The following is a 21,385-nucleotide window of genomic DNA, read 5'->3' on the forward strand; positions in this document are numbered from 1 at the left end:
CCTCCTTAGAAGCGGCTACGTTCGAGATCTTCACCCATGATGCCGGTGGGTCGGAAGAGCAGCACCAGGATCAGGAAAAAGAAGGCGAAGGCGTCTTTGTAGCCGCCCAACTCGGGGAAAATGGCTACGACCATAATCTCCGTAAATCCGAGGATGAAACCTCCCAGCACGGCACCGGTGACCGAGCCGATCCCCCCCAGGACCGCCGCGGCGAAGGCTTTGAGCCCCACCATGACCCCCATCAGAGGATCGATGGAGGGATAACTGATGGCGTAGAAGACCCCGCCGATCGCCGCCAGGGCCGAACCCAGAGCGAAGACGATGGAGATGATGCTGTCGGCATTGACCCCCATGAGCTTGACGGTGGGGATGTCGAAGGCCAGGGCCCGGATGGCCATCCCGTATTTCGTCCGGTAGAGGACCCAGAGGACCGCCACCAGGATCGCCACGGTCACCGTGGGGATGATGATGACCGAGATGGGCAGATAGATGCTCCCCCAGTGAAAGACTTTGGTGAGGTATTCGGGGGCTTTAAAGGCCCGGGGAACCCCGCCGAAGAGGACGTTGAAGAGGTTCTCCAGGAAGAAGCTGATACCGATGGCGGTGATCAGCAGGGAGATCTTGGGGGCGTCACGCAGGGGTTTGTAGGCGATCTTGTCGGTGAGGACCCCGACGATCACCGCCCCCAGGATGCCCACCAGCACTGCCACGGAAAAGGGCGCGCCGGCATTGTAGGCGAAATAGGTCAGGAAGGCTCCGACCATCATGATGTCGCCGTGGGCGAAGTTGATGAGGCGGAGCACTCCGTAGACCATCGTATAGCCGATCGCGATCAGGGCATACATACTGCCCAGGCTCGCTCCGTTGACCAACTGTTGCAAAAAGGTGGAGAAATCCATCGAGTGAATCCTTCGGATTGATGAGATAGGCAAAGACGTTCCGGTCGCAGCCCTATGTCCGGGACCGTGATCGCAACGCCCGGCCGGAACCGGACTTTAGATGGCTTAGGGATTGACAGTGGTTTTGTAGACGAATTTGCCGTTTTGGACTTCGTTGATGACGGCGGATTTGACGGCGTTGCCGTTCTTGTCGATATTGATGACGCCGGTGATACCTTTATACCCTTTGGTATGGCGGAGATGCTCGTTGACGCACTCTTTGTCGGTGGGCTGCTTGCCTTCGTCGATGCACTGGTTCATCGCGTTGAGGATCATGCCGTAGGCGTCAGCCGCCAGGGCCCCCATAGAGTCAGCCGCTTTGTGATACTTCTTGTGGAAGGCTTCGACATAGGCTTTGGCTTCGGGAGAAGAGGCGGCCGCTTCGTTGAAGTGGTCGGTATACATAAAGCCCTCGGCCGCTTTGCCGCCGATCTTGACCAGCTCGGGGAATCCGACGCCGTCGGCACCGATGAAGGGAGTTTTGACCCCCATGTCCCGTGCCTGCTTGACCATCAGAGCCGCTTCGGGATAGTAGCCGGTGAAGGCGATGATATCGGGATGCATGGACTTGATGGTGGAGACCTGGGCGTTGAAGTCTTTGTCGCCGGAGTTGATCAGGACGGTTTTGAGGATTTTACCCCCGCCGGCGGTGAAGGCTTTTTTGAAAGCTTTGGAGAGACCGACGGAGTAGTCCTGCTTGGCGTCGGTGACGACGACGGCGTTCTTCATACCGTTGTCCAGGGCGTATTTGGCCATAACCGCTCCCTGGAAGGGGTCGATAAAGCAGGCGCGGGTAACGTATTTCTTGCCCTTGGTGACGCGGGGGTTGGTGGAGGCGTGGGTGATCATGGGTGTCTTGGCCTTCTCAGCAACAGGTGCCATCGCCATGGAGTTACCGGAAGCGACTTCACCGAGGATGACGGTGACACCGTTCTTGTCGATCAGGCGCTTGACGGCGGTGGCCGCTTCGACTTTGTCCCCCCGGTCGTCGAGGACGATCAGTTTGACGTTGTCGCCGTTTTTCAGCTTGTGATTCTGATTATAGGCGATGTCGAGTCCGGCCTTACTGGTTTGGCCGAAGGCCGCGATGGGCCCGGTCAGAGGCAGAACGACTCCGACTTTGACCTCTTTGGCAAAAGCGATGCCGCTCATCAGTGCTGCGGCTGCAACAATGCTCAATGTTTTTTTCATCTCTTTCTCCTTGTGATGATGATTTTTTGGTGGTTCTATCTTATCAACGTCTCTCTTGCGTGAAACTTAAACAGAGCCTTCTGAGCCTAAAAGGCTCAACTGAGGAGCTTCTTGACGATCTGGCTGATGCGACTTCCCTCGGCCCGGCTGCCGATGACCTCTTTGGCTTTGGCCATCACTTTGCCCATCTCCTTCATTGTCTTGGCTTCGAGGGCTTCGACGAGCTCTTTGAGGGTCTGCTCCAACTCTTCGTCGTTCATTGGCTCGGGAAGGTAGGATTTGACGATCTTGAGCTCCGCTTCTTCCTTGGCGACCAGGTCATCCCGGCCCGCCTCTTTGAACTGGGCCAGAGCATCTTCACGCTGCTTGGCATATTTCATCAGGACCTGCTCCACATCAGCATCGCTGAGCTCCCGACGCTCATCGACTTCGATCTGCTTGATGGCGGCACTGAGGTTGCGCAGGGTATCGCGGCGGGCGGTGTCTTTGGCCCGCATCGCCTCTTTGATATCGTTTTTGATCTGTTCTTTTAATGACATGGATTATCCTTTGTTTGAAAAATTCCGTTGCAATTATAGCGTTATATAGGATCGGTGATTCCGGCGAAAAATTTTTCGGTGTAAGGGTATCTCCCAAGACTCGTCATTGTGCTATCATTAAAAATTCCAGCGATGCAAAGGAGTGAGCAATGAACCTCCATGAAGCGATCAAAAAGGAGATCGACGCCATCGATGAACGGGTGGTGCAGATACGTCACGAGATCCATCAAAACCCAGAACTTTCGGGAGAGGAGAAGGAGACCAATCTGCTGATCCGCTCCATTCTCGAAGCCGAAGGGATCCCTTTTAAAACCTTTGAGGGGCACTACGGGCTCGTGGCCGACATCATCAAAGACCCCTCGCTGCCTACCGTGGCGATCCGGGGGGATATGGATGCCCTGCCGATGCCCGAGAACAGTGACAAATCCTACGCCTCGAAGAAAAAGGGGATCATGCATGCCTGCGGTCACGACGCCCATACATCCATCGCATTGGGGGTGGCCCTGGCCCTCAACCGTCTCAAAGAGAAGCTGCCGGGCAATGTGCGGATCATCTTTCAACCCTCGGAGGAAGTGCTCGAAGGGGGGAGTGAGCAGATGATCGCCGACGGGGCGCTGGAGGGGGTCTCCGCCATCTTCGGATTGCATGTCTACCCCTACCTCCATACAGGCCAGATCGGCTACAAATACGGGGTGATGATGGCCTCCGCCGATACTTTCAGTTTCGACATCTACGGCAAGACCGCCCACGGCGCCCGGCCCCACGAAGGGATCGACGCGGTTTTGGTGGCGGCGATGGTCATCAACTCTCTCAACCATATCGTTAGCCGCCGGATCGACCCGATTCATCCCGCTGTCATCTCTATGGGCAAGATCGAAGGGGGCAATGCTCCCAACATCATCTGCGACTTCGTCACCGTCGCCGGCACCGTGCGCACGGTCAACGCCTCGGTCCGCAAAAAGATCCCGGAGATGATGGAGACGACCATCAAGGGGATCTGCGCCGCTATGGATGCCAAATACCATTTCCGCTACGAGTTCGGCCCGCCGGAACTGACCAACAACGACCACATGGTCGATATCGTCAAAGAGGCGGCGGAAGAGGTCGTGGGCAAAGAGGGGCTCGTGGATCTGGTGGATCCCGTGATGGGGGGCGAAGATTTCTCCCGCTATCTGCAGATAATCCCCGGGGCCTTTTTCCGTCTGGGGGTCTGCAACGAAGAGAAAGGCACCTGCGTGCCCCAGCACAATACCCGTTTCGACGTGGATGACGACGCGCTGGCGATCGGGATGAAGATCCTCTCTCTGAGTGCGGTGAAAGCGCTGGAGGAGTTGAACCGGAAAGCGAAAGAGGATCAGGAGTGAAAATGGAGCACAATATCACCCTGACGATCCCCAACGATCCCCGCTACACCCCTTTGGCCGAGAAGATGATTGAAGAGGCCGCCCGTCTGGCCGAGATCGAAGAGAACGACATCGCCGACATCGTCCAGGCGGCGCGGGAACTCGTCGATAACGCCATCCACCACGCCTACCCCAGGGGAATGCAGGGGCCGATCGATCTGGACATCCAGCTCAAACCCCACGGCATCCAGATCAGCGTGCACGATATGGGGCTTCCCTTCGACTTCGATCGCTATATGGCTTCGGAGCGGGAAGGGGGGCTCAAACGGATCGAAAGCTATGTGGACGAACTGCGCTTTTCCAATCTGGGCCAAAAGGGGAAATCCTTTACCATTTTCAAATCCCATCCTCTCAATTTTGAAGGAGTCGACTATCGGCCCTACTCCGACCTGGCGGATGAGTCGCCCGCTTCCCTCAAACCCGCCTCCATCCAGGTGCGGGATTTCAGAGAGGGGGACGAGGAGGCGATCAGCCGGCTTATTTACAACAATTACACCTATAGCTATTACAAATCCCTTTTTTACTATCCAAAGAAGATCCGGGAACGCAACGAGAAGGGGGAGATCGCTTCCATCGTGGCGGAGACCCGGGAGGGAAAGATCGTCGGCCATTTCGCCCTGGTCAAAGTCACGGATGCCAACATCGCCGAGATCGGCGTGGCGGTGGTGGATCCCGATTACAAAGGTATGGGGATCATGAACGCGATGCTCGACCGTGTCCAGCAGAAAGCGAAAGAGATGAAGCTCGATGCCATTTTCGGCGAAGCGCTGATGATGCACCCCTTCAGCCAGCGGGCCAATCTCCGCCACGGTTTCGGCGAGAGCGCCCTGCTGCTGGGCATCGTCCCCAACAGTGTGTCACTCACCGATCCCAACGCCGTCCAGACCGACAAGCGCGCGGCAGTCCTGGTGGGTTACAAGATCCTCAACGGAGTTCAGGAACGAGCGATCCGTCTGCCCAGCCATTATGAAGCGTTGATCCGGCGTATCTATGCCAATGTGGGATTGGAGATCCGTCAAACGATATCGAGCCCTGAAGTTGGAGAGAATCGGATCGGGTATGAGCTCAGCCCCTATACCCAGAGCGGCACGATCGTCATCGATAACGTAGGCGAAGCGTTCCATCACGGGATCCATCAGAACCTGCATCGGCTCTACAAAAAGCATGTGGATATGATCTATGCCGATATCAATCTGATGCAGTGCCATCGGATCGATGAGGTGATCGGGCTATTGAGGGAGGAGGGGTTTGTCTTCAGCGGGGTGCTCTTTTACCGGAGGGGCCAAGAGGATTACCTGCGGCTGCAGCTGCCCAACAGCGATCAGATCGAGACACGGGAAATCGTCTGCCACTCCGATTTTTGCCACGAGCTGCACCGGATCATTCTGGAAGAGCTGAATGAGGAAGCCTCTGGGGACTCTGTGGCCTAAATTTTTTCGAAGTGCGGTGATAAATGATTCACTACGCTTGGGCAGCCGGCTCGAAATCCAGGCTGGCACTGTTGATGCAGTAGCGCTCACCCGTCGGGGCGGGGCCGTCGGGGAAGAGGTGCCCCAGATGGCAGCCGCAGTCGGCGCAGCGGACTTCCACGCGCTCCATACCGTGGCTGCTGTCGCGGTGGAGGGAGACGGCGCGCTTGTCCACGGGCCGGGTGAAACTGGGCCAGCCGGTGCCCGAATCGAATTTGTCTTCGCTGGAGAAAAGGGGGGCTTCGCAGCATTTGCAGCGGTAGAGGCCCTCGGCTTTGTTGTCCCAGTAGGCGTTTCGGAAGGGGGGTTCGGTGCCCTGTTCGCAGCAGACGTGGTATTCGAAGGGGGTCAGCTTCTTTTTCAACGCTTCGGGATCGATCTTGCAGAGGGACATAAGGAAAGGCTCCTGGAAAAAAATATGGTAGATTAATTAAGTCCGATTATCATACCATACGCCAAATTTAGAGGGGGCCGATGTGACACTGTTCCAATTGATACTTTTGATTGCCGCCGGAGGGATCTTCTATCTCTTTTTCCGCCAGCTCTTCTCGGGCGACTACCCCCGCCGGGGAGTGGACTACGAGGCGAAGGTGCCCGAAGAGCGCATCGGGGGGATCAACCGTCCCGACAAGACCTTCTCCCGTTCCACGGAAAAGCCCGGCCGCATCGAAGAGCTCCTCTCCATCGCCGACGAATCTCTGGAAAAAGGGGATAATCTCGAAGCGAAAAAGGCATTGCAGAGCGCGTTGATCCTCGACGAGAACAATCCCGAGATCCTGCGACGGCTCGGGGTGGTCTATATGAATATGAACGACTACAGCGATGCCCGGAAGACTTATGAAAAACTTTTGGAGCTCGATCCCAATGACGACCTGGCCCACGGATCGCTGGCCAATGCCCTGCATAAGCTGGGAGAGGAGGAAGCGGCACTTCGGGAGCACCACGAAGCGCTCCGCCTCGACCCAGACTACGCACCCCACCACTATAACTATGCCAATACCCTTTATGATCTGGGACGCAGGGAGGAAGCCCTGGCCGAGTACCGCAAAGCTCTGGAACTGGACTCGGATCTCAAAGAGGCTAAAAAAATGATCGAGGAGTTGAGTCGATGACCAGTCTAAACTGTTTTGTCCGTCAGGAAGCGACCCCGCAGATTCTGCAAAACGTCAGCCGCTACTGCGCCGAGTGTTACAAAGAGTTCAGTGAAAACGAACCGCTTTTTTACGATATGCAGCATTATCGTTATCTCTGCAGCCGTTGTGCGGAACGGATGGCCGAGCAGCTCGATGAGCTCTGCGAAGTGGTCGAAGAGCCCGAGAGCCCGAGTCTCTTTTAATTAAATCGTCAAAGGATTATCCGTGAGTGAAAAGATCGTTGTCTGGCACAATCCCCGTTGCAGCAAATCCCGAAACGGGATCAAATACCTGGATGAAAAAGGGGTCGAATACGAGGTACGCCGCTATCTCGACGAACCCCCCACCGCAGAAGAGATCAAAGAGCTGCTGCGCAAACTGGGAATGAAGCCCAGAGAGCTGATGCGGACCAAGGAGAAGATCTACCGGGAGCTGGGCCTGAAGGATGTGGAGGATGAGGAGCGGCTCATCGAAGCGATGGCAGAGCATCCGAAACTCATTGAACGCCCGGTTGTCATCCGAGGAGAAAAGGCTGTGGTCGCCCGGCCCGAAACCCTCATTGATACCCTTTTGTAATGTTTTTTCGTCATAATACAAATCAATTTAGTCTAATTTAACTATAGGAGTGTTCCCGGTGCAATTTCATCTGGAAAGATTCAGCAAGATCGGCGACTCTTTGCGCCGGGAGATCGAAGAGGTGGGGAAACTCGTCACCTTCGGCAAACGGGATGATCCTTTCGGCTTCGATATCACTTTGGAGTATTTTTTCTTCTTTTTCAGCGGTAAGCTCAAAGTCTTCGAGATGAATCTCAGCAACGGTAAGGAGCAGACCCTCTATCTGCTGGGGCGGGGAGATATGTTTGATACGGTGACGCTGCTGGACGATCAGCCCCACGAAGTTATGACCGAGGTCCTGGAGCCGGGGGAGGCGCTGCGGGTGCCGATCGGCAAAGTCAGAGAGTGGATGTACCGCTATCCGGTCTTCGGGGAGATCGTGCTCAAGTATGTCGCGGCGCAGATCCGACATGTGGAGGAGTTGGCGGCGGACCTGACGCTGCTGGATACCAAAGAACGCCTCATCAAGCTCATCATCCAGAATCTGGAACGCAGCGAGCGTACGGGACAGAATCTCCTGGAGAATCTCTCCCACGCCGAGATTGCCAAGCTTATCGGCACCGTCCGCCATGTGGTGGACCGCCACATCAAACAGCTCAAGAACGAAGGGGTCATCGAAGCCGGCCGGCGGAAGATCGCCCTCAAAGATATGGAGAAGCTCCAGGAGAAATTGGACAATATTCTCTAGCTTCTCTATAGGTTTCGTGAAGCAAATTTTTTCATTGCTCTTACGGTTTTTTTTTGATACTTCTAATGCTCGGTCATAACAAGAAACCTGATATTTTATCCCTTCAGCCATATCTTCAATTTTGGCCTTTGGAGACAGCCTTACACGAAGATATGGGGCCCCGAATCTGAGGAGAGATACCTTCTTCTATCCAAATTCAACGGCACCCCTTCAGCACCGCATCGACTTTGGCTCGGCAGCGCGGGCAGAAGCGATACCCTTTGCGGTCGGTATCGGCGAGGGTGTTGGAGAAATGCATGACGCAATGGGGGTTGGGGCAGTGCTCCAGCCCCAGAGTGTGTCCCAGCTCGTGGACCGCTTCGGTGAGGAGGCGTCTGAGAAAGAGCTCTTCGTCCTCGGCGAGGCCGTAGAAGGTATTGTGCAGGCGTGGGGTGGCGACCAGGGCACAGCGATAGACCGGCGTAGCCAGACCGAAGACGAAATTGAGCCCCTCTTCGTAGAGGTCTTCGTCTGTGATCCCCAGGAGGATATCTCCCCGTTCCCTGGGGACTCGGCATAGATCGCTCATCAGAGCCGAGGCGAGGTATTGCCGATGTTGGGGATTGTAAGCAAAATCGGGAATGGGTCGGGATGGATCAGAGAGTATGACGGGTAGAGTAAAAATCTCTTCGAGCTTTTCGCTCAAAAAGTCGAGCCAAAAAGGCGGCTCTGAGCGATAGAGGACCAGACCAATCCGGCACATCTTGTTCTACCTCTTGTGGAACTTGGAAGGAAGATCAGGCGTTGCGGATGCGGCTGATCTTATTCGAGAGGCGGCCCATGACCTGCTCGGCGTGTTTCATAAGCAGTTCGCGCTCATGGTAGAGCTTGGCCTTCTCCTCTTCGAGTTTCATCTCTTTCTCCAGGAGCTTCTCTTCCCGGCGGATCAGTTCGTCATACTCCTCTTTGAGTTTGGCATACTTTTTGTCGAGTTTGTCCACCTCTTTGTTGAGCCGGCGCAGATCGCGGTCGATCATCTCCACCTGCCGCTCGGTCTCGACAGTGAGGAGCTTCTTGTTGGTCTTCTTGATCTTGTTGAGCTTTTCGTGGATCTTTCGCTCGATCTCATGCATCTGGGAAGAGAGATCGAGGATCTTGGTCTCCAGCTTCTCCAGTTCGCTCCGAGTGCTTTGGAGCTTCTCTTCGATCTTGGCGATCTTCTTTTCGGTTTTGTCCAGGGCTTTGATGAATTTGTTGATTCCTGCTTCGGTTTGGTTGAGGCTTTCGGTCAAGGTGACACTCCTTTGATGGTATTTTGTGTAACGATAACATCTTTAGCCGGTGTTTTGTGCGACGTGGGTTGCAAAATTCCGCATCCTTTGGGAAAAATACCCTTTTGACTCGATTGGAGCGATGATTTATGGATAAAAAGAAGTTGAAAGCCCTCCTGGAGGCTGAAGTAGAGGCGCGCAACCGTGTCGGGGAGCTGAGCTATGAGCGGCCCGATCCGCTTTTGGTGGCTTCCCGATACCGGGATGAGCGGATTGCTCTAGTCTGTGCCCTTTTCGGTTACGGAAATGCCGGGTTGATCGTGCGTTTTCTCGAAAGCCTCGACTTTTCGCTCCTCGATGCTGATGAGGAGACCATCCGCAGAGAGCTCTCGGGGATGTATTACCGTTTTCAGAACAGTGTGGATTTGACGGCGCTCTTTATCGCGCTGCGGCGGCTGGGACGGGAGCGGAGCATCGAAGAGATCGTTCGTCGGGGTTATGAACGCCGGGGGGAGATCCGTGACGGGCTCTGGGAACTGATCGGGGAGCTGGAGCGGCTCAGCGGGCATCAGAGCAGGGGATACCGCTTCCTGATCGGAAGAGTGCCCAAAGACCCGGAGCGCTGCGCCCCTTTCAAGCGCTATATGATGTATTTTCGCTGGATAGTTCGGCGGGACGCTCTGGATATGGGGCTCTGGAGCGGCATCGATCCGGCGGATCTGATCATCCCGCTTGATACCCATACCCACACCGTCTCCCTCAGATTGGGGCTCCTGAAGCGCAAGAGCTACGATATGAAAGCGGCACTGGAGCTTACTGAGACTCTGCGCGGATTCGACCCTGCCGATCCGGTGAAGTATGATTTTGCCCTTTATAGGATCGGGCAGGAGGGGAAATTCAGAATTGAGAATTGAGAATTGAGAATGACTGGAGAAAAATTCTTAGAAAGTTTTTGGACTCGTTTGGGTTTGACAGGCTTCGCTATAATAGAGATAAAAGTTAATCTATAGGCATAATTTATGATAGAAAAGCTCAAAAGGGAGATCCACAAAGTCGTCATCGGGCACGAAGAGTTGATCGAGAGTATGATCGTTGCTCTGTTCAGCGGGGGGCATATTCTCGTGGAGGGGGTGCCTGGGGTGGCGAAGACCACGGCGGTCAAAGCCCTGGCCGATAGCCTCGGTTTCAGTTTCAAGCGGGTGCAATTTACCCCCGATCTTCTCCCCGGGGATATCATCGGCAATGAAATTCTCGACCTCAAAAGCAACGACTTTCGCGTCAAGCACGGCCCCATCTTTACTCATCTGCTTCTTGCCGACGAGATCAACCGGGCGGGCCCGAAGGTACAGTCGGCGCTGCTGGAGGCGATGGCGGAGCGGCAGGTGACCATCGGGGAGGAGAGTTTCGCGCTGCCCGAGCCCTTTATGGTCCTGGCTACGGCCAATCCCGTGGAGCAGGAGGGGACCTACGAGTTACCCGAAGCGGCGCTGGACCGTTTTATGATGAAGGTGAAAGTCGGGTATAACGATTTCGACGAGGAGCTGCGGATTATGGAGCGCGCGGCGGACGGCTCCTTTGGGCCGGTGGAGCAGGTGCTCGATCCCGAAGCGTTCACGCGGCTCAAAGATGAGCCCAAAAGCGTCCACGTCGATGAGGAGATCAAATGCTATATGCTCACCCTCATTCAGGCGACCCGGGACCCTGGAGCCTTCGGGCTGGAGGATTTGGCACCCTATATCGATTTTGGCGCCAGCCCGCGGGGGAGCATCGACCTCTACAAAGCTTCCCGCGCCCGGGCCTGGCTACGGGGCCGCGACTATGTGACCCCTTCGGATGTGGCGGCGATGGCTTATCCGGTGCTGCGGCATCGGATTTTGCTGAGCTATGCCGCCGCATCGGTGCCCCTGGAGAGCGACGACGTGATCCGCAAAATCCTGGAGACGATCCCCGCCCCCTGATGGCTGCCCAACTCCGAGAGATCCTGCTGCGCACCCGGCGCCATCTGCTGCTGGCCCGTCCGGGGGAGCAGCCCAGCCGCCTGGCGGGTGAGGGGCTCGATTTCCGGGAACTGCGGGAGTATACCCTCGATGACGATATCCGCCATCTCAATTGGAAGAGTATGGCCCGCATCCGCAAGCCCCTGGTCAACCGCTACAACGAAAGCCGCCAAATCTCCGTGGGGCTGGTCTATCTCAACAGCGGGAGCCTTGCCATCGGAGCGCCGGTAAGCAAGAAGGATTTGGCAGTGGAACTGCTGACAGCCCTGAGCTACGCGGCGGCGCGGAGCGGGGAGCGGGTGAGTACCTGGTTCCTTGGCGCCGATGAGTGCGCCTACTATCCTCCCGGCAGGCGGCAGGGGGATCTGGCGGAGCGTAACCACGCCCTGGCTACGGCCCTGGAAGCGAAGGGAGAACCGGCAGACAGTGAACAGCTACTGCGGGAGCTCGGGCCAAGATTGCGCCGCCGTTCGGTGCTCTTTTTGCTGGGGGATTTTATGAAGCCTCTGGACCTCTCCGCCCTGGCGTCACGGCACGAGATCCACGCTCTGATCCTGAGAGACCGCCTGGACGAGGAGTTGCCGGGCGGAAGTTTCCTGCTCGAAGATACGGGGAGCTTGCGCCGGAAGGAGGCGGTGATCGACCCAGCGGCCCGAGAGCACTACCGCCGACTGGTCCGGGAACAGGATGCGGCCCTGTTCGAGCATTTTCGCCGGCACGGGATCGGCTGGGAAAAGTTTGGCACTTCTCAAGAACCCATTGCCCGCCTGGCCCAGTACCTGAGGAGGCCCTAAGATGAGCTTCGCCGCACCCTGGTTTTTGCTTTTGATCCCGCTTTACTGGGTCTGTGAGCGCTACTGCCGGCCCGCCTCGGAGCCGCTGCGACTCTCCAATCTCCCCCTGGCGGAGCGGGCCCTGGGGAATACCCCGCGCTGGGAGCGTTGGCTGCGCCGGCTGATCGTCGTCTTGCTGGTGCTGGCCCTGGCGGACCCCGTTACCCGCAAAAGTGAAACCCTGCACCAAGCCAGGGGGCACGCCGTGGCGCTGCTGCTCGATGCCAGCTACAGTATGCGGGAGGGAGGGCGCTTCGACATTGCCAGGAAGGTGCTGCTCGATTTTATCGACCGTCGTCCAAAGGACCGGATCGCCCTGGAGGTCTTCGCCGACTACGCCTATCTGGCCGCTCCGATGAGCTACGAGAAAAAAGGGCTCAAAACCATTCTCGCCGCTCTGGAGCCCGGGGTCGTGGGAGGAAGGGATACGGCCCTTTATGAAGCGCTTTTTTTAGGGGCGCGCCTCTTCAAAAAAGAGGAAGGAAGATCCAACCGGGTGATGATCCTGCTCACTGACGGGATCGACACCGTGGGCAACATCCCGCTGGAGGCGGCGATCCGGGAGCTGAAACGGGCCCATATCCGGGTCTATACCGTCGGGGTGGGGGATGATTTTCGCCGGGGGGTGCTCGAGAAGATCGCCCGCTCTACCGGGGGACGCTTCTACGATGCCCGCTATCCCGAGGCTCTGGCCAATATCTATCGCCGGATTGATACTCTGGAGCGTACCCGGATCAAAACGGGTCAAGTTACCCATACCCGCCACTATGCCCCCTGGCTGCTCTGGCCGGCGCTGGGTTTGCTGCTCTGGCTTACCTGGCTGCGGCGGAGGCAAAAGCTTGGGGCCCTGACGGCTCTTTTGGCTTCGGCTTTGCTCCTCTGGGCGCTACTGGCTCCCCGCGTTGGTGCGGGAGCGTCGGAGGATCGTCGCGGAGTGCCTCTGCTGGTGGCGCTGGAGTGCTCCAGGGCGATGGATGCCCGGGACCTCTACCCTGACCGTTTCCACTTCGCCCTGCACAAGATCCGCACTCTGATCGGGGCTTCGAACCGCCTGCGGGTAGGGCTGCTGCTCTTTTGCGGCCGAAGCTATCTGTTGGCTCCTCCTACGAAGGATCACGAAGCTTTGGAGACGATGCTGGATCACCTGAAGCTAGAAGGGATCGACCGCCGCGGGAGTGACTGGAACGCCCTAATCCGCTCGGCGGCTCGCTTTCGGGAGGGCAACGCCACACTGCCGCTGCTCGTCTTCGCCACGGGAGAGGGGATCGAAGATCCCGCACTCTTGGCAGAGGGGGCTGGGAACCGCCGGCTCGATCTCTTTCTCTATGCCGTGGCGACCCCCAAGGGCGCGACCATTCCCGAAGGAAAGGGCCTGCTGCGCAATGAGCGGGGCGATGTGATCGTCAGCCGCCTCAGCCCCGATCTGCGCCGTTTGGCCCAGGAGTCGGGGGGTATCTATCTTCCCGCTTCCCTGGATGACGGGGATATGGAGCGCCTGGCAAAGGAGATCATCCATCGCTACGGCAGAGCTCAAAAGTCCGTGACGGCTCTGAACACGGAACAGGCCCCGCCGCGATGGCCGATTTTGCTGGCGCTGGCGCTGCTCTTTTTCCCCTGGGGAGTCTGGATGAGGAGGAGGCGATGAGGCGGATCGGGATTGTCTTGCTTTTGGCTCTGCAGACGGCTCTCTACGCCGCTTCTGCCTTGGAAGGCTACCGGCTCTGGCAGGCGCAAAGGGCCGCCAAGGAGGGGGACTTCACCCGGGCGCTGCAAATTTATCGGCAGATCAAGCCCCAAAACGACCGCCTCCGTTACAACGAAGCCAATCTCCTCTACCGTCTGGGAAAGTACAGAGCGGCCCTGGCCCTCTACCGCCGGATTTTGGAGCCTTCGCTTCAGGGGTTTCGGCTCTACAATATGGCCAACTGCTATGTACGTCTTGGCGACTATCCCAGGGCACGGATCTACTATGAGGCTGCCGCCAAATTCCTGCCTGCCGATCCCGAGCTGCGCTACAATCTCACAAAGATCAAAGCCCGCCTCCGGCAGCAGGCCCTGGAAGATGCCCTGCTGATGAAACAAAAAGGGCAGAAAAAGCTTTGCAAACTGGAGCGCCTCCCCTATGGAGTGCGCCGCGGGTTCTATCAGGGCAAGAGTTTCGCAGATGACTTCGAGAGCAATCAGACCCTCTACGAAGCCAGGTTCGGCGATCTGCTGCTCAAACAGGCCAATATCGCCACGGCCCACGCTCCCAAAAACGATGCGTCCGCCGAAGAGCTCGGGGCCGAAGCCAAGCGTACGGCCATCGGAAGTTCACGGGGGCAGGCGGAGGGCCTGGAACGTCAATACTATGAGCGCAAGCTGAAGCAAAAATCCTTCCGCTCGCTGCTGATTCCCCTGAGCCCGCCCAAGGAGAAGCGTGATGAAAATGATCGATAGAGTCTGGCTGCTGCTTTGCCTCCCCTGGCTGCTCTGGGGGGCGGTGGGGATGGATCTGAGGCTCTCCAAAAACACCCTCTACCTGGGGGAGCCTGCCGTGGTGACCCTTCGCCTGGGTATTACCCCCGATACCCGGGTTGATCGGGTGCGGATCGTTGCGCCCCACAGCGAAGCCTTCGAGATCCGCAAACTCGATGAAAAAAAGCCCCGGATCGAAGGAGGGGAGATCAGGCGGGAATACCGCTACCTGTTGACCCCGCTGCGTCTCGGGAGCCTGAGTCTTCCTCCTTTCAAAGCGGAGCTGACTTGGCAGGATCCCAAAACCTATCTCTATACCGTCCATAGCTACAAAACGAAGCCGCTGAAATTGACGGTGCGGGAAGTCCCCGGCGGGCTCAACCCGGTGGGGGACCTGCACCTGCAACTGACGAGCGACCGTAACGCAACTCAGGCCTATGAACCGGTCCATCTGGAACTCGTCATCAGCGGGGAAGGGAATCTGGAGTACCTCAACCCCTTTTCTCTCCGTATCCCCGGAGCTACCGTTTACCCTTCGGCCCCGAAATTGGCAACCCGTCCGACAAAGGAGGGGTATCAAAAGACCTTCACCCAGCGTTTTACGGTGATCGCCGATCACGAAATTCACGTGCCGCCGGTGCGCCTGCTCTATTTCAACACCAATACAGGCATTCCCGAGACGCTTCAGAGCCCATCGCTTACGATCGAGGTGGGAAACCCCGCCGCCCGGCGGGAGCTTTGGCTGCGAATCGCCTTGCTGCTTGGCGGAGTGTTGCTGGGTGCGGCGGTGATGGGGCTATGGATGGGTTATCTACGCGACCGAATCGGAGGAGTGAGACTTCGCCCGTGGATGAGTGACAGGGAGCTCTACCGTCAGCTGCTCCCCTACAGTGACGATCCCAAGGCCAGAGAACTTTTGGAAAAGCTGGAAGCCCGGCTCTATCGGGGGGAGAAGGAGGCGATCGATTACCAGGAGGTCCAAAGGCTTTTGAGGAGGCTCAGGAGTAAGCGGGGAGAATCGGTGTAGAATCTTCACTCAATGTGAATGAGTGAAGATCGTGAAGGGAGATGGATGCGTGTGAAAAGTTTTGTTTTTCTGATCCTATTCGGATTGGCCGGAGGGCTTATCGCCGGCTCGCCCTCAATCCACTCCGGCGGGGTGCGTAAGGCTCTGGAGGCTCACAAAGAGGCGTTACATACCTGGCGAAACGTCGATCTCAAAGAGGTAAAACGGCGCTACGATACCCACTCGGCCCTCTTCATCGATGCCCGGGCTTTTCCGCGCTATCAAAAAGGGACCATCCCCCGTGCGCTCAATGTGCCGCTTCGGCGCTTCAAACGTATGAGCAAATGGCTCCCCATACGACGTGACGCCCCTTTGCTGGTCTTCTGTGACGGACCCAAGTGCGGCTTGGCGAAGAAGGTGGCGCAACGTCTCGTCAAGGCAGGCTACAGTAATGTCTTGGTCTACCGTGGGGGGTATCCCGAATGGAAACGGCACAATCTGCCGATTATGGCCGCTCCCAGGCCCTGTCCTTCGCAAGGGTATCGGCCCTCCAAAGCTCCGGTTTACGTTGAGGGAGTAAAGCTCTATCCCGATCCCGAAGATGAGACCCGGCTGGATGCACGCTGGATCGCCCCTTTGCTCGAAAAAGGGAGGTTCCCAAAAGGCTTGAAGGTGGTGGATGTGCGTCAACCCTCCGCCTACGCCAGAGGCCATCTCCCCGGGGCGCTCAATTTCCCTTTCGACGAGGAAAAAATGGAGCTCAATGTCAGCGCCTTGCCCAAGAAAGGCCCGATTCTTTTTACCTGCAAGCACGGCTCCATCTCCGCCGATGCCTGGTTCTCCCTGCCGGAGGAGTTGCAAAAACGGGTCTTCGTCATCGATGCGGATGTGGTATGCGAAGGCGAAAAGTGTACCGTGACGCCCCATTGACGGTCGAGAGAGGAGTTTTTTGAAGGAGGATAAATAAGAAGCCCCGAATTATGAAGAGTGACACCGAATCCGGTGCTATGGTGGCGGGATTTTCGGAAAGTCGTCACAATGCTCCTTTTTTGAGAGGAGTTGTTTGTGACAAGAAATTCAATACTAAAAAGTACGGATGATCTGGCTCTGACATTATTCAGAAACTTCCTGATTCGTAGAGACGAGGAGCTTTTTGAACTGGCGGAAATAGAAATCGAACTTTTCAGACCGGCAATCCTTGAAGCTGCGATTTCATTAGAGGCCTTTTGCAACGATCCCCAACTTATTCAAATCTACCGCAGCGGTGTTCGAATATATTATCGAAATGATCACGACGAAGATCTCTTGATTATAAAAGTCTACGGTTTGATGAATCGTAGGATTGCCCTCTATGGATCGGCTATCGAATACGATTCACGATTCGGACGCAGGAGTACTTTGGAACTTGTCCGGTCGGTCGATAGGCATCGGGTAACCGGTCCTGTCTATACGCTCTCGACATTGGAGCAGATCAGACCTGAGATCCTTTTCAGAGTTCCCAAAGCTCACTTACCCTCATTGAAATTCTACAAACGATCCAAAGAATTTATTGAAGAATATTGCAGAGAGTTTAGGCTGCCAACCCGGTATATACGGTTTGATTCTATGGAACGCCTTTTTGAGCCGAACGGCCCGGCTTCTCCCGAAATGATCGTCTGCTCTCTGTTGGCAAAAAGAGCAGGGGGTTGTTGTGAATAGTTGGCTGTTGAGGCACAAAAGGGAAGTCTATTTTCAATGTTGTTGCGGTCATATTGCACGTCTGCCAGGGGATGGTGACATACCCCATCACTTCCAATGTCCCAAATGCGGCGAAGACGGTTTTATGGATGCCGAAGATTTTTTGAAAGATGAAACGATCCGCTATTGGCGGCCTTTCACGTGGCATTATAAAACATCGGTCGATGAGAATGGGTGGAGTGTGGCTGCTATGGTGACTCTGCCGGAGATCGACGAAGAGAAAATAGTGCCGAAGGAGAAAGCGATCGCACAGCTGCTCTTGAAACGCGAAGGTTCTTTCACGCAGATCATCGAGCCGACCAGACATATTCTCAACCGTCAGATCATTGGCAAAAAAGGCATTTCCAACCCTGTGGGGCCCACAATCGTTCTTGAGATGGAAAAGCTTCTGGTGGAGAGTGTCGAAACTGATCCGGGAGAAGCTCTGCACTGGCTTGTCAATCGACAGGAATGGAAGAGGGGCGACACCCGTTCGCGTATAGAGATGGCGAAGTTCTTTCTCCGGTTACCGAAGATCAGAGAGTTGGAGCTGTTTTATTGGCGAAACTGGCAGGAGATCCTGGATGCATCGAGTTTTGAACGAGGCATAGTGGCCGCGTTGGAACAAATAACCGCCGGAAGAAAAGAAAAAAGCATACGGCGGGTACTTTTTCAAAGTTATGAAAATTCGATCAGGCAAAAGAGTTATGATCCCCGCCCCGACTGGATTTTTTGCCGGCATATCAAGGATCCGAATCATCTCAAAAAGCTTATCGGTATGGATACCAGAGTCAAATCGAGGCTTTTTGACGATCTCTTATTCGACGAGGCGGAAGAATTGACCGAGAAAATCCTGGATCTTTATGGAGAGAGAGGTTCCGCCCGATTCTGGCTAAGTGTAGAAGGTGGACATCTCGACAATCGTTATATCCGGGATATCCATCGTCTGTTGAGAGTGATGGGCCGTAATCAAAGAATGCACAGGGATTTTCGTCGCCCTGCAGCCTGTATCGAAAAGCTCCATAATGAGTTGGTCCGTATATCGGGAGCATTTCAGCGCAAAAAAGAGTGGGCGATCTCTTTTGAGTACGCTCCCGAGGTTCTTCGTCTGGAGAAAAACATCGGTGATTTTCAACTCCGTTTGCCAAAAAGCGGTGAAGAGCTGGCTCGATGGGGTGCCTGGCTGGAAAATTGCCTGGTGAGTTACATCCTGGAGGTGGCCTCCGGTAAATCAGTGATTTTGGGAGTGTTTGAAAACGATGAGCTCCGTTATGCTCTGGAGCTTGCGGAGGGAAAGATCGTTCAGTTTTCAGGCTTGCGCAACAGCAGGGTTCCTTTCGAAATAAAAAAGGTAATAGAGAATTACTTAAATTAATATAAATTTATAAATTTAATTAAAGGAAATTTTAATCTTTATTTCGCAAGAATCCGCTCATATCCAAATATCGAGGAGGAAAAAATGCAGAGAGCGCAGTTTAAAAATCCCAAAGAGAATCCCGTCCGGTATCAAGGCTACAGTGAAATGAGTTTGGAAGAGATCGCTACGATCCTGGGATTATCGCGTGAGCGTGTCAGGCAGATCGAGCTGCAAGCCATTCGCAAGCTGCGTGCCCCTTTGATCTCAAAAAAACTTAGGGAGTATCTGGATGAGTGATTCGACACTCTGTTTTTCTTCTTGGCTTGAAGAGGAGGATAAATATGCTCCATTTTTTCGGAGGATGCAGGAGGCGTTACGCTGTCAAGGAGCTGATTATACATTGCTCGAGGGCACCAGAGACATCTGGTGCCGTGATTATATGCCGGTATATGGCACTGGAGGCAAAGCCGTGCAGTTTCGTTACGATCCGTCCTATTTGAAGGATGACAGATTTCGAAGTTTGCCGGAAGAGTTTCTCCCTTATTTGGATATGCAGCCTGTTCATTCCGAACTTAATCTTGACGGCGGGAATCTCCTGCTTCATAATGCAACGGCGATCGTTTCGGAACGGGTCTATGAAGAGAATCCGACCTGGAACCGACGAAAGGTAGAGAGGGAGCTGATCGAAAAGCTTGAACTGGAACGATTGATTGTCATCCCTGCAGAGTCCAGGGAGATGGATATGACCGGACATGCCGACGGGATGTGCCGAATAATTGATGATCGTCATATCCTATTGGGAGATTTTGCCTTCAACGAAAAACTCGGCGAGAATATCGCAGAGATAGTGGAGAGATATGGTTTCGAGGTCCTTCATCTTTCAGTCGATCCGAGATATTATGAGAATTCCGGAACGGATTGGCTTCCTGCGATCAACTATCTGATGTGGGAGGATGTAATCTATGTCCCTCATACGGGCAGTCATTATGAAGAGGCGGTCTTCGAATGTATGGAAGGTTGTTTCGGTAAAGTTGTAGAGCCTGTGTTGGCTTCAGAAATTGTAGAGGATGGCGGTGCACTGAATTGTGTCAGCTGGACAAAAAAATAGATAAAAGGATTAAATATGACCACTTGCTCGGATGGGATACTGAAAGAATTACAAGAAAATATTCTTAAGATCATAAACAAAGGGAATGGGAAAAGAGAGAAGACGATCATCGAATGTTTTATGTACCTAAGAGATTTTTCTAAAAAGTTTATGAATGAGTACTGTTTAGAGTCCCCCATCGGGGATCCGTAAACCCCACGCCTTTAGGCGGCCGGGATATGGTATGCTTGAAAGATGCAAGAGTATAGAAATGGTGGGCATACAGTATGGGACTGTAAATACCATCTCGTGTGGACGACAAAATACCGTTATCCCGTCTTAAAAGGGGATGTGGGGTACCGATGCCGAGATTTGTTACGTGAGATTGCGATGAGTCGGGAGATGGTGATTTATGCAGGATCCATCAATCGGGATCATGTACATTTGTTGATAGGGATACCGCCAAATATGTCCGTATCAAAGGCAGTGCAATATTTGAAAGGGAAGAGTTCGCATAAATTGATGAGTGAATTTCGGATGCTGAAGAAGCGGTATTGGGGGCAGCATTTGTGGGCGAGAGGATACTGGGTTGCAACGAGTGGAAATGTGACCGATGAAGTCTGGATGGAATATATCAAGAACCAACAACCACCAGAGCTTGATGATGAGTTCCGAGTTGTCTGATCAACCGACGGCCTTCAGGCTGAATGACCGGCTTTCAGCCGTAATCTGAAGCCACCGGCTATTAGCCGGTGGAGACATTCACAGATAAATGATAAAATTATTGAATTTTTAGAAATAGAATATTATATCTTTTTGGATAATCTACATGATGATCCTTATGCCCATAAATCAAGCAAGCAACTATCTTGTGGCAAGTTATATTTTCATGAAGTTGGGAGAGGTGGTGTAGATTTAACATTTGGGGATGAAAGTAAAAAGTTTTATGGTGGGATATTGCTAAAAAGTGTTATTTTGAATGAATACAAAAATAAAAAGTCCCTAATTATTGGTCAAACCTTTGTTAGAAATTTGATATGTAATGAAATCTTTAATGATAGTATCATTGGGAATATAAAAATTACAGAAAAGCCGGAAAAACCAAAAAATTATATGGATGTATGTTTTTCGAAACGGGTTGGCTTGGGAAACAAAAATGTATCTGATGAGATCGTAGATTTGTTTTCAAAAGTGCCTTACAGGTTTGTAAGAGAGGATTTGTATTGCAAAAGTAATAACTACTCCAGCTTGAATAATCAAGAAAAAAACAGAATTCAGATGAAATCAGAACTAATGTATTTGAAAAATATAATAGATAATAAAGATGACAAATCAGGAACTACTATTGAAGATGTAAAAGATAAATACAATAATTTCATAGAAAATTATTCAAAATATTTTAAAATAAGTGAATATAGAAATTGAATTTTTACAATTTTTGGTTTTTCATTATGCCAGTGTTTTCAAATAATTGGATGGGCATTGCTCAGGATTTTGACTACATAAAACTGTCGCACAATGACTTTTAAATACTACAGAAGTAGAGACTGTCGCCCCACTTCTGTAAAGACAAACTGCACATACTCAAAAAATCTTTTTATGGATATTCCCATAAGCCAACCCTTGTCAATGAGATATTCGTTATATTGCTGTAATAGTGAGAGCATTGGATGCAAATCGTCGTGCCACTCAGTAAAGTTTTGCTG

The 21,385-nt window shown here is 53.9% G+C and carries 25 protein-coding genes; 19 read left to right on the forward strand and 6 right to left on the reverse strand.

Features of this window, described 5'->3' with window-relative positions; translation table 11 throughout:
- Window positions 1–5: 5 nt before the first annotated feature.
- The 3 genes from NITSA_RS04155 to NITSA_RS04165 all read right to left on the reverse strand — a co-directional run bounded on the left by NITSA_RS04155 (window position 6) and on the right by NITSA_RS04165 (window position 2,668).
- On the reverse strand, window positions 6–899 hold the full coding sequence (locus NITSA_RS04155) for a branched-chain amino acid ABC transporter permease (protein ID WP_013553772.1): 894 nt from the start codon (window positions 897–899) through the stop codon (window positions 6–8).
- A gap of 105 nt (window positions 900–1,004) precedes the next feature.
- Window positions 1,005–2,129 carry an ABC transporter substrate-binding protein gene (locus tag NITSA_RS04160; protein WP_013553773.1) on the reverse strand — a complete coding sequence of 375 codons (1,125 nt, stop codon included), beginning with the start codon at window positions 2,127–2,129 and terminating at the stop codon, window positions 1,005–1,007.
- A gap of 95 nt (window positions 2,130–2,224) precedes the next feature.
- Window positions 2,225–2,668, reverse strand: coding sequence for a GatB/YqeY domain-containing protein (locus NITSA_RS04165; RefSeq protein WP_013553774.1), 444 nt, complete (start codon window positions 2,666–2,668; stop codon window positions 2,225–2,227).
- A 149-nt stretch (window positions 2,669–2,817) separates the two neighbouring features.
- On the opposite strand from NITSA_RS04165, the gene NITSA_RS04170 reads away from it, so the two are divergent.
- Together NITSA_RS04170 and NITSA_RS04175 are read left to right on the forward strand one after the other, a co-directional pair.
- Window positions 2,818–4,032: an amidohydrolase gene (locus NITSA_RS04170; protein ID WP_013553775.1), complete on the forward strand. Its 1,215-nt coding sequence runs from the start codon at window positions 2,818–2,820 to the stop codon at window positions 4,030–4,032.
- 2 nt (window positions 4,033–4,034) lie between these two features.
- Window positions 4,035–5,501, forward strand: a complete 1,467-nt coding sequence (locus tag NITSA_RS04175) for a GNAT family N-acetyltransferase (RefSeq protein WP_013553776.1) — start codon at window positions 4,035–4,037, stop codon at window positions 5,499–5,501.
- Between the two features lie 31 nt (window positions 5,502–5,532).
- On the opposite strand, the gene msrB is transcribed toward NITSA_RS04175, so the two are convergent.
- A complete protein-coding gene (gene msrB / locus NITSA_RS04180; protein WP_013553777.1) occupies window positions 5,533–5,934 on the reverse strand; it encodes a peptide-methionine (R)-S-oxide reductase MsrB in 402 nt (133 codons plus the stop codon).
- 97 nt (window positions 5,935–6,031) lie between these two features.
- On the opposite strand from msrB, the gene NITSA_RS04185 reads away from it, so the two are divergent.
- Genes NITSA_RS04185 through NITSA_RS04200 form a run of 4 tightly spaced genes read left to right on the forward strand, consistent with a single transcriptional unit; the run spans window position 6,032 to window position 7,976 of the window.
- Complete coding sequence (locus tag NITSA_RS04185; protein ID WP_245526314.1) at window positions 6,032–6,652, forward strand: tetratricopeptide repeat protein; 621 nt, start codon at window positions 6,032–6,034, stop codon at window positions 6,650–6,652.
- On the forward strand, window positions 6,649–6,876 hold the full coding sequence (locus tag NITSA_RS04190; RefSeq protein WP_013553779.1) for a hypothetical protein: 228 nt from the start codon (window positions 6,649–6,651) through the stop codon (window positions 6,874–6,876). The genes NITSA_RS04185 and NITSA_RS04190 overlap by 4 nt, the downstream gene beginning before the upstream one ends.
- Window positions 6,877–6,898: 22 nt before the next feature.
- Entirely contained in the window at window positions 6,899–7,249 is a 351-nt protein-coding gene (gene arsC, locus NITSA_RS04195) for an arsenate reductase (glutaredoxin) (RefSeq protein ID WP_013553780.1), read from the forward strand.
- A 58-nt stretch (window positions 7,250–7,307) separates the two neighbouring features.
- Window positions 7,308–7,976: a Crp/Fnr family transcriptional regulator gene (locus NITSA_RS04200; RefSeq protein ID WP_013553781.1), complete on the forward strand. Its 669-nt coding sequence runs from the start codon at window positions 7,308–7,310 to the stop codon at window positions 7,974–7,976.
- Between the two features lie 196 nt (window positions 7,977–8,172).
- On the opposite strand, the gene NITSA_RS04205 is transcribed toward NITSA_RS04200, so the two are convergent.
- Together NITSA_RS04205 and NITSA_RS04210 are read right to left on the reverse strand one after the other, a co-directional pair.
- Window positions 8,173–8,718, reverse strand: coding sequence for an archaemetzincin family Zn-dependent metalloprotease (locus NITSA_RS04205; protein ID WP_013553782.1), 546 nt, complete (start codon window positions 8,716–8,718; stop codon window positions 8,173–8,175).
- 34 nt (window positions 8,719–8,752) lie between these two features.
- Window positions 8,753–9,247: a hypothetical protein gene (locus NITSA_RS04210; protein ID WP_013553783.1), complete on the reverse strand. Its 495-nt coding sequence runs from the start codon at window positions 9,245–9,247 to the stop codon at window positions 8,753–8,755.
- Between the two features lie 128 nt (window positions 9,248–9,375).
- Between NITSA_RS04210 and NITSA_RS04215 the strand changes: the two genes are divergently transcribed.
- The 13 genes from NITSA_RS04215 to NITSA_RS04275 all read left to right on the forward strand — a co-directional run bounded on the left by NITSA_RS04215 (window position 9,376) and on the right by NITSA_RS04275 (window position 21,104).
- Window positions 9,376–10,140: a TIGR02757 family protein gene (locus tag NITSA_RS04215; protein ID WP_013553784.1), complete on the forward strand. Its 765-nt coding sequence runs from the start codon at window positions 9,376–9,378 to the stop codon at window positions 10,138–10,140.
- A 105-nt stretch (window positions 10,141–10,245) separates the two neighbouring features.
- Window positions 10,246–11,184 carry an AAA family ATPase gene (locus NITSA_RS04220; protein ID WP_013553785.1) on the forward strand — a complete coding sequence of 313 codons (939 nt, stop codon included), beginning with the start codon at window positions 10,246–10,248 and terminating at the stop codon, window positions 11,182–11,184.
- Window positions 11,184–12,017, forward strand: coding sequence for a DUF58 domain-containing protein (locus NITSA_RS04225; protein ID WP_013553786.1), 834 nt, complete (start codon window positions 11,184–11,186; stop codon window positions 12,015–12,017). The genes NITSA_RS04220 and NITSA_RS04225 overlap by 1 nt, the downstream gene beginning before the upstream one ends.
- Before the next feature lies 1 nt (window position 12,018).
- Window positions 12,019–13,701, forward strand: coding sequence for a vWA domain-containing protein (locus NITSA_RS04230; RefSeq protein WP_013553787.1), 1,683 nt, complete (start codon window positions 12,019–12,021; stop codon window positions 13,699–13,701).
- A complete protein-coding gene (locus NITSA_RS04235) occupies window positions 13,698–14,495 on the forward strand; it encodes a tetratricopeptide repeat protein (RefSeq protein ID WP_013553788.1) in 798 nt (265 codons plus the stop codon). Before NITSA_RS04230 ends, NITSA_RS04235 begins: the two co-directional genes overlap by 4 nt.
- A complete protein-coding gene (locus NITSA_RS04240) occupies window positions 14,479–15,540 on the forward strand; it encodes a BatD family protein (RefSeq protein ID WP_013553789.1) in 1,062 nt (353 codons plus the stop codon). The genes NITSA_RS04235 and NITSA_RS04240 overlap by 17 nt, the downstream gene beginning before the upstream one ends.
- Window positions 15,541–15,585: 45 nt before the next feature.
- The gene (locus NITSA_RS04245) at window positions 15,586–16,449 is read left to right on the forward strand and encodes a rhodanese-like domain-containing protein (RefSeq protein WP_013553790.1); all 864 of its coding nucleotides are present in this window, start codon (window positions 15,586–15,588) and stop codon (window positions 16,447–16,449) included.
- Between the two features lie 135 nt (window positions 16,450–16,584).
- Window positions 16,585–17,217 (forward strand): hypothetical protein, encoded by a 633-nt coding sequence (locus tag NITSA_RS04250; protein WP_013553791.1) that lies wholly within the window; start codon window positions 16,585–16,587, stop codon window positions 17,215–17,217.
- 124 nt (window positions 17,218–17,341) lie between these two features.
- Complete coding sequence (locus NITSA_RS04255; protein WP_042203711.1) at window positions 17,342–18,610, forward strand: PcfJ domain-containing protein; 1,269 nt, start codon at window positions 17,342–17,344, stop codon at window positions 18,608–18,610.
- An 84-nt stretch (window positions 18,611–18,694) separates the two neighbouring features.
- Window positions 18,695–18,889 (forward strand): sigma factor-like helix-turn-helix DNA-binding protein, encoded by a 195-nt coding sequence (locus NITSA_RS04260; RefSeq protein ID WP_042203713.1) that lies wholly within the window; start codon window positions 18,695–18,697, stop codon window positions 18,887–18,889.
- On the forward strand, window positions 18,882–19,700 hold the full coding sequence (locus NITSA_RS04265) for an agmatine deiminase family protein (RefSeq protein ID WP_013553793.1): 819 nt from the start codon (window positions 18,882–18,884) through the stop codon (window positions 19,698–19,700). Before NITSA_RS04260 ends, NITSA_RS04265 begins: the two co-directional genes overlap by 8 nt.
- Window positions 19,701–19,934: 234 nt before the next feature.
- Window positions 19,935–20,363, forward strand: a complete 429-nt coding sequence (tnpA, locus tag NITSA_RS04270; RefSeq protein WP_013553795.1) for an IS200/IS605 family transposase — start codon at window positions 19,935–19,937, stop codon at window positions 20,361–20,363.
- A 132-nt stretch (window positions 20,364–20,495) separates the two neighbouring features.
- Window positions 20,496–21,104, forward strand: a complete 609-nt coding sequence (locus NITSA_RS04275) for a hypothetical protein (protein ID WP_148224936.1) — start codon at window positions 20,496–20,498, stop codon at window positions 21,102–21,104.
- The last annotated feature ends 281 nt before the right edge of the window (window positions 21,105–21,385 follow it).

The sequence above is a fragment of the Nitratifractor salsuginis DSM 16511 genome (assembly GCF_000186245.1).
GTDB lineage: Bacteria > Campylobacterota > Campylobacteria > Campylobacterales > Sulfurovaceae > Nitratifractor > Nitratifractor salsuginis.

Bases quoted from the DNA above. Each gene is read 5' to 3' on its own strand.
- NITSA_RS04155 (WP_013553772.1), bottom strand. From the start codon at position 899: ATGGATTTCTCCACCTTTTTGCAACAGTTGGTCAACGGAGCGAGCCTG.
- NITSA_RS04160 (WP_013553773.1), bottom strand. From the start codon at position 2,129: ATGAAAAAAACATTGAGCATTGTTGCAGCCGCAGCACTGATGAGCGGC.
- NITSA_RS04165 (WP_013553774.1), bottom strand. From the start codon at position 2,668: ATGTCATTAAAAGAACAGATCAAAAACGATATCAAAGAGGCGATGCGG.
- NITSA_RS04170 (WP_013553775.1), top strand. From the start codon at position 2,818: ATGAACCTCCATGAAGCGATCAAAAAGGAGATCGACGCCATCGATGAA.
- NITSA_RS04175 (WP_013553776.1), top strand. From the start codon at position 4,035: ATGGAGCACAATATCACCCTGACGATCCCCAACGATCCCCGCTACACC.
- msrB (WP_013553777.1), bottom strand. From the start codon at position 5,934: ATGTCCCTCTGCAAGATCGATCCCGAAGCGTTGAAAAAGAAGCTGACC.
- NITSA_RS04190 (WP_013553779.1), top strand. From the start codon at position 6,649: ATGACCAGTCTAAACTGTTTTGTCCGTCAGGAAGCGACCCCGCAGATT.
- NITSA_RS04205 (WP_013553782.1), bottom strand. From the start codon at position 8,718: ATGTGCCGGATTGGTCTGGTCCTCTATCGCTCAGAGCCGCCTTTTTGG.
- NITSA_RS04215 (WP_013553784.1), top strand. From the start codon at position 9,376: ATGGATAAAAAGAAGTTGAAAGCCCTCCTGGAGGCTGAAGTAGAGGCG.
- NITSA_RS04220 (WP_013553785.1), top strand. From the start codon at position 10,246: ATGATAGAAAAGCTCAAAAGGGAGATCCACAAAGTCGTCATCGGGCAC.
- NITSA_RS04225 (WP_013553786.1), top strand. From the start codon at position 11,184: ATGGCTGCCCAACTCCGAGAGATCCTGCTGCGCACCCGGCGCCATCTG.
- NITSA_RS04230 (WP_013553787.1), top strand. From the start codon at position 12,019: ATGAGCTTCGCCGCACCCTGGTTTTTGCTTTTGATCCCGCTTTACTGG.
- NITSA_RS04235 (WP_013553788.1), top strand. From the start codon at position 13,698: ATGAGGCGGATCGGGATTGTCTTGCTTTTGGCTCTGCAGACGGCTCTC.
- NITSA_RS04240 (WP_013553789.1), top strand. From the start codon at position 14,479: ATGAAAATGATCGATAGAGTCTGGCTGCTGCTTTGCCTCCCCTGGCTG.
- NITSA_RS04245 (WP_013553790.1), top strand. From the start codon at position 15,586: ATGCGTGTGAAAAGTTTTGTTTTTCTGATCCTATTCGGATTGGCCGGA.
- NITSA_RS04255 (WP_042203711.1), top strand. From the start codon at position 17,342: ATGGATGCCGAAGATTTTTTGAAAGATGAAACGATCCGCTATTGGCGG.
- NITSA_RS04260 (WP_042203713.1), top strand. From the start codon at position 18,695: ATGCAGAGAGCGCAGTTTAAAAATCCCAAAGAGAATCCCGTCCGGTAT.
- NITSA_RS04265 (WP_013553793.1), top strand. From the start codon at position 18,882: ATGAGTGATTCGACACTCTGTTTTTCTTCTTGGCTTGAAGAGGAGGAT.
- tnpA (WP_013553795.1), top strand. From the start codon at position 19,935: ATGCAAGAGTATAGAAATGGTGGGCATACAGTATGGGACTGTAAATAC.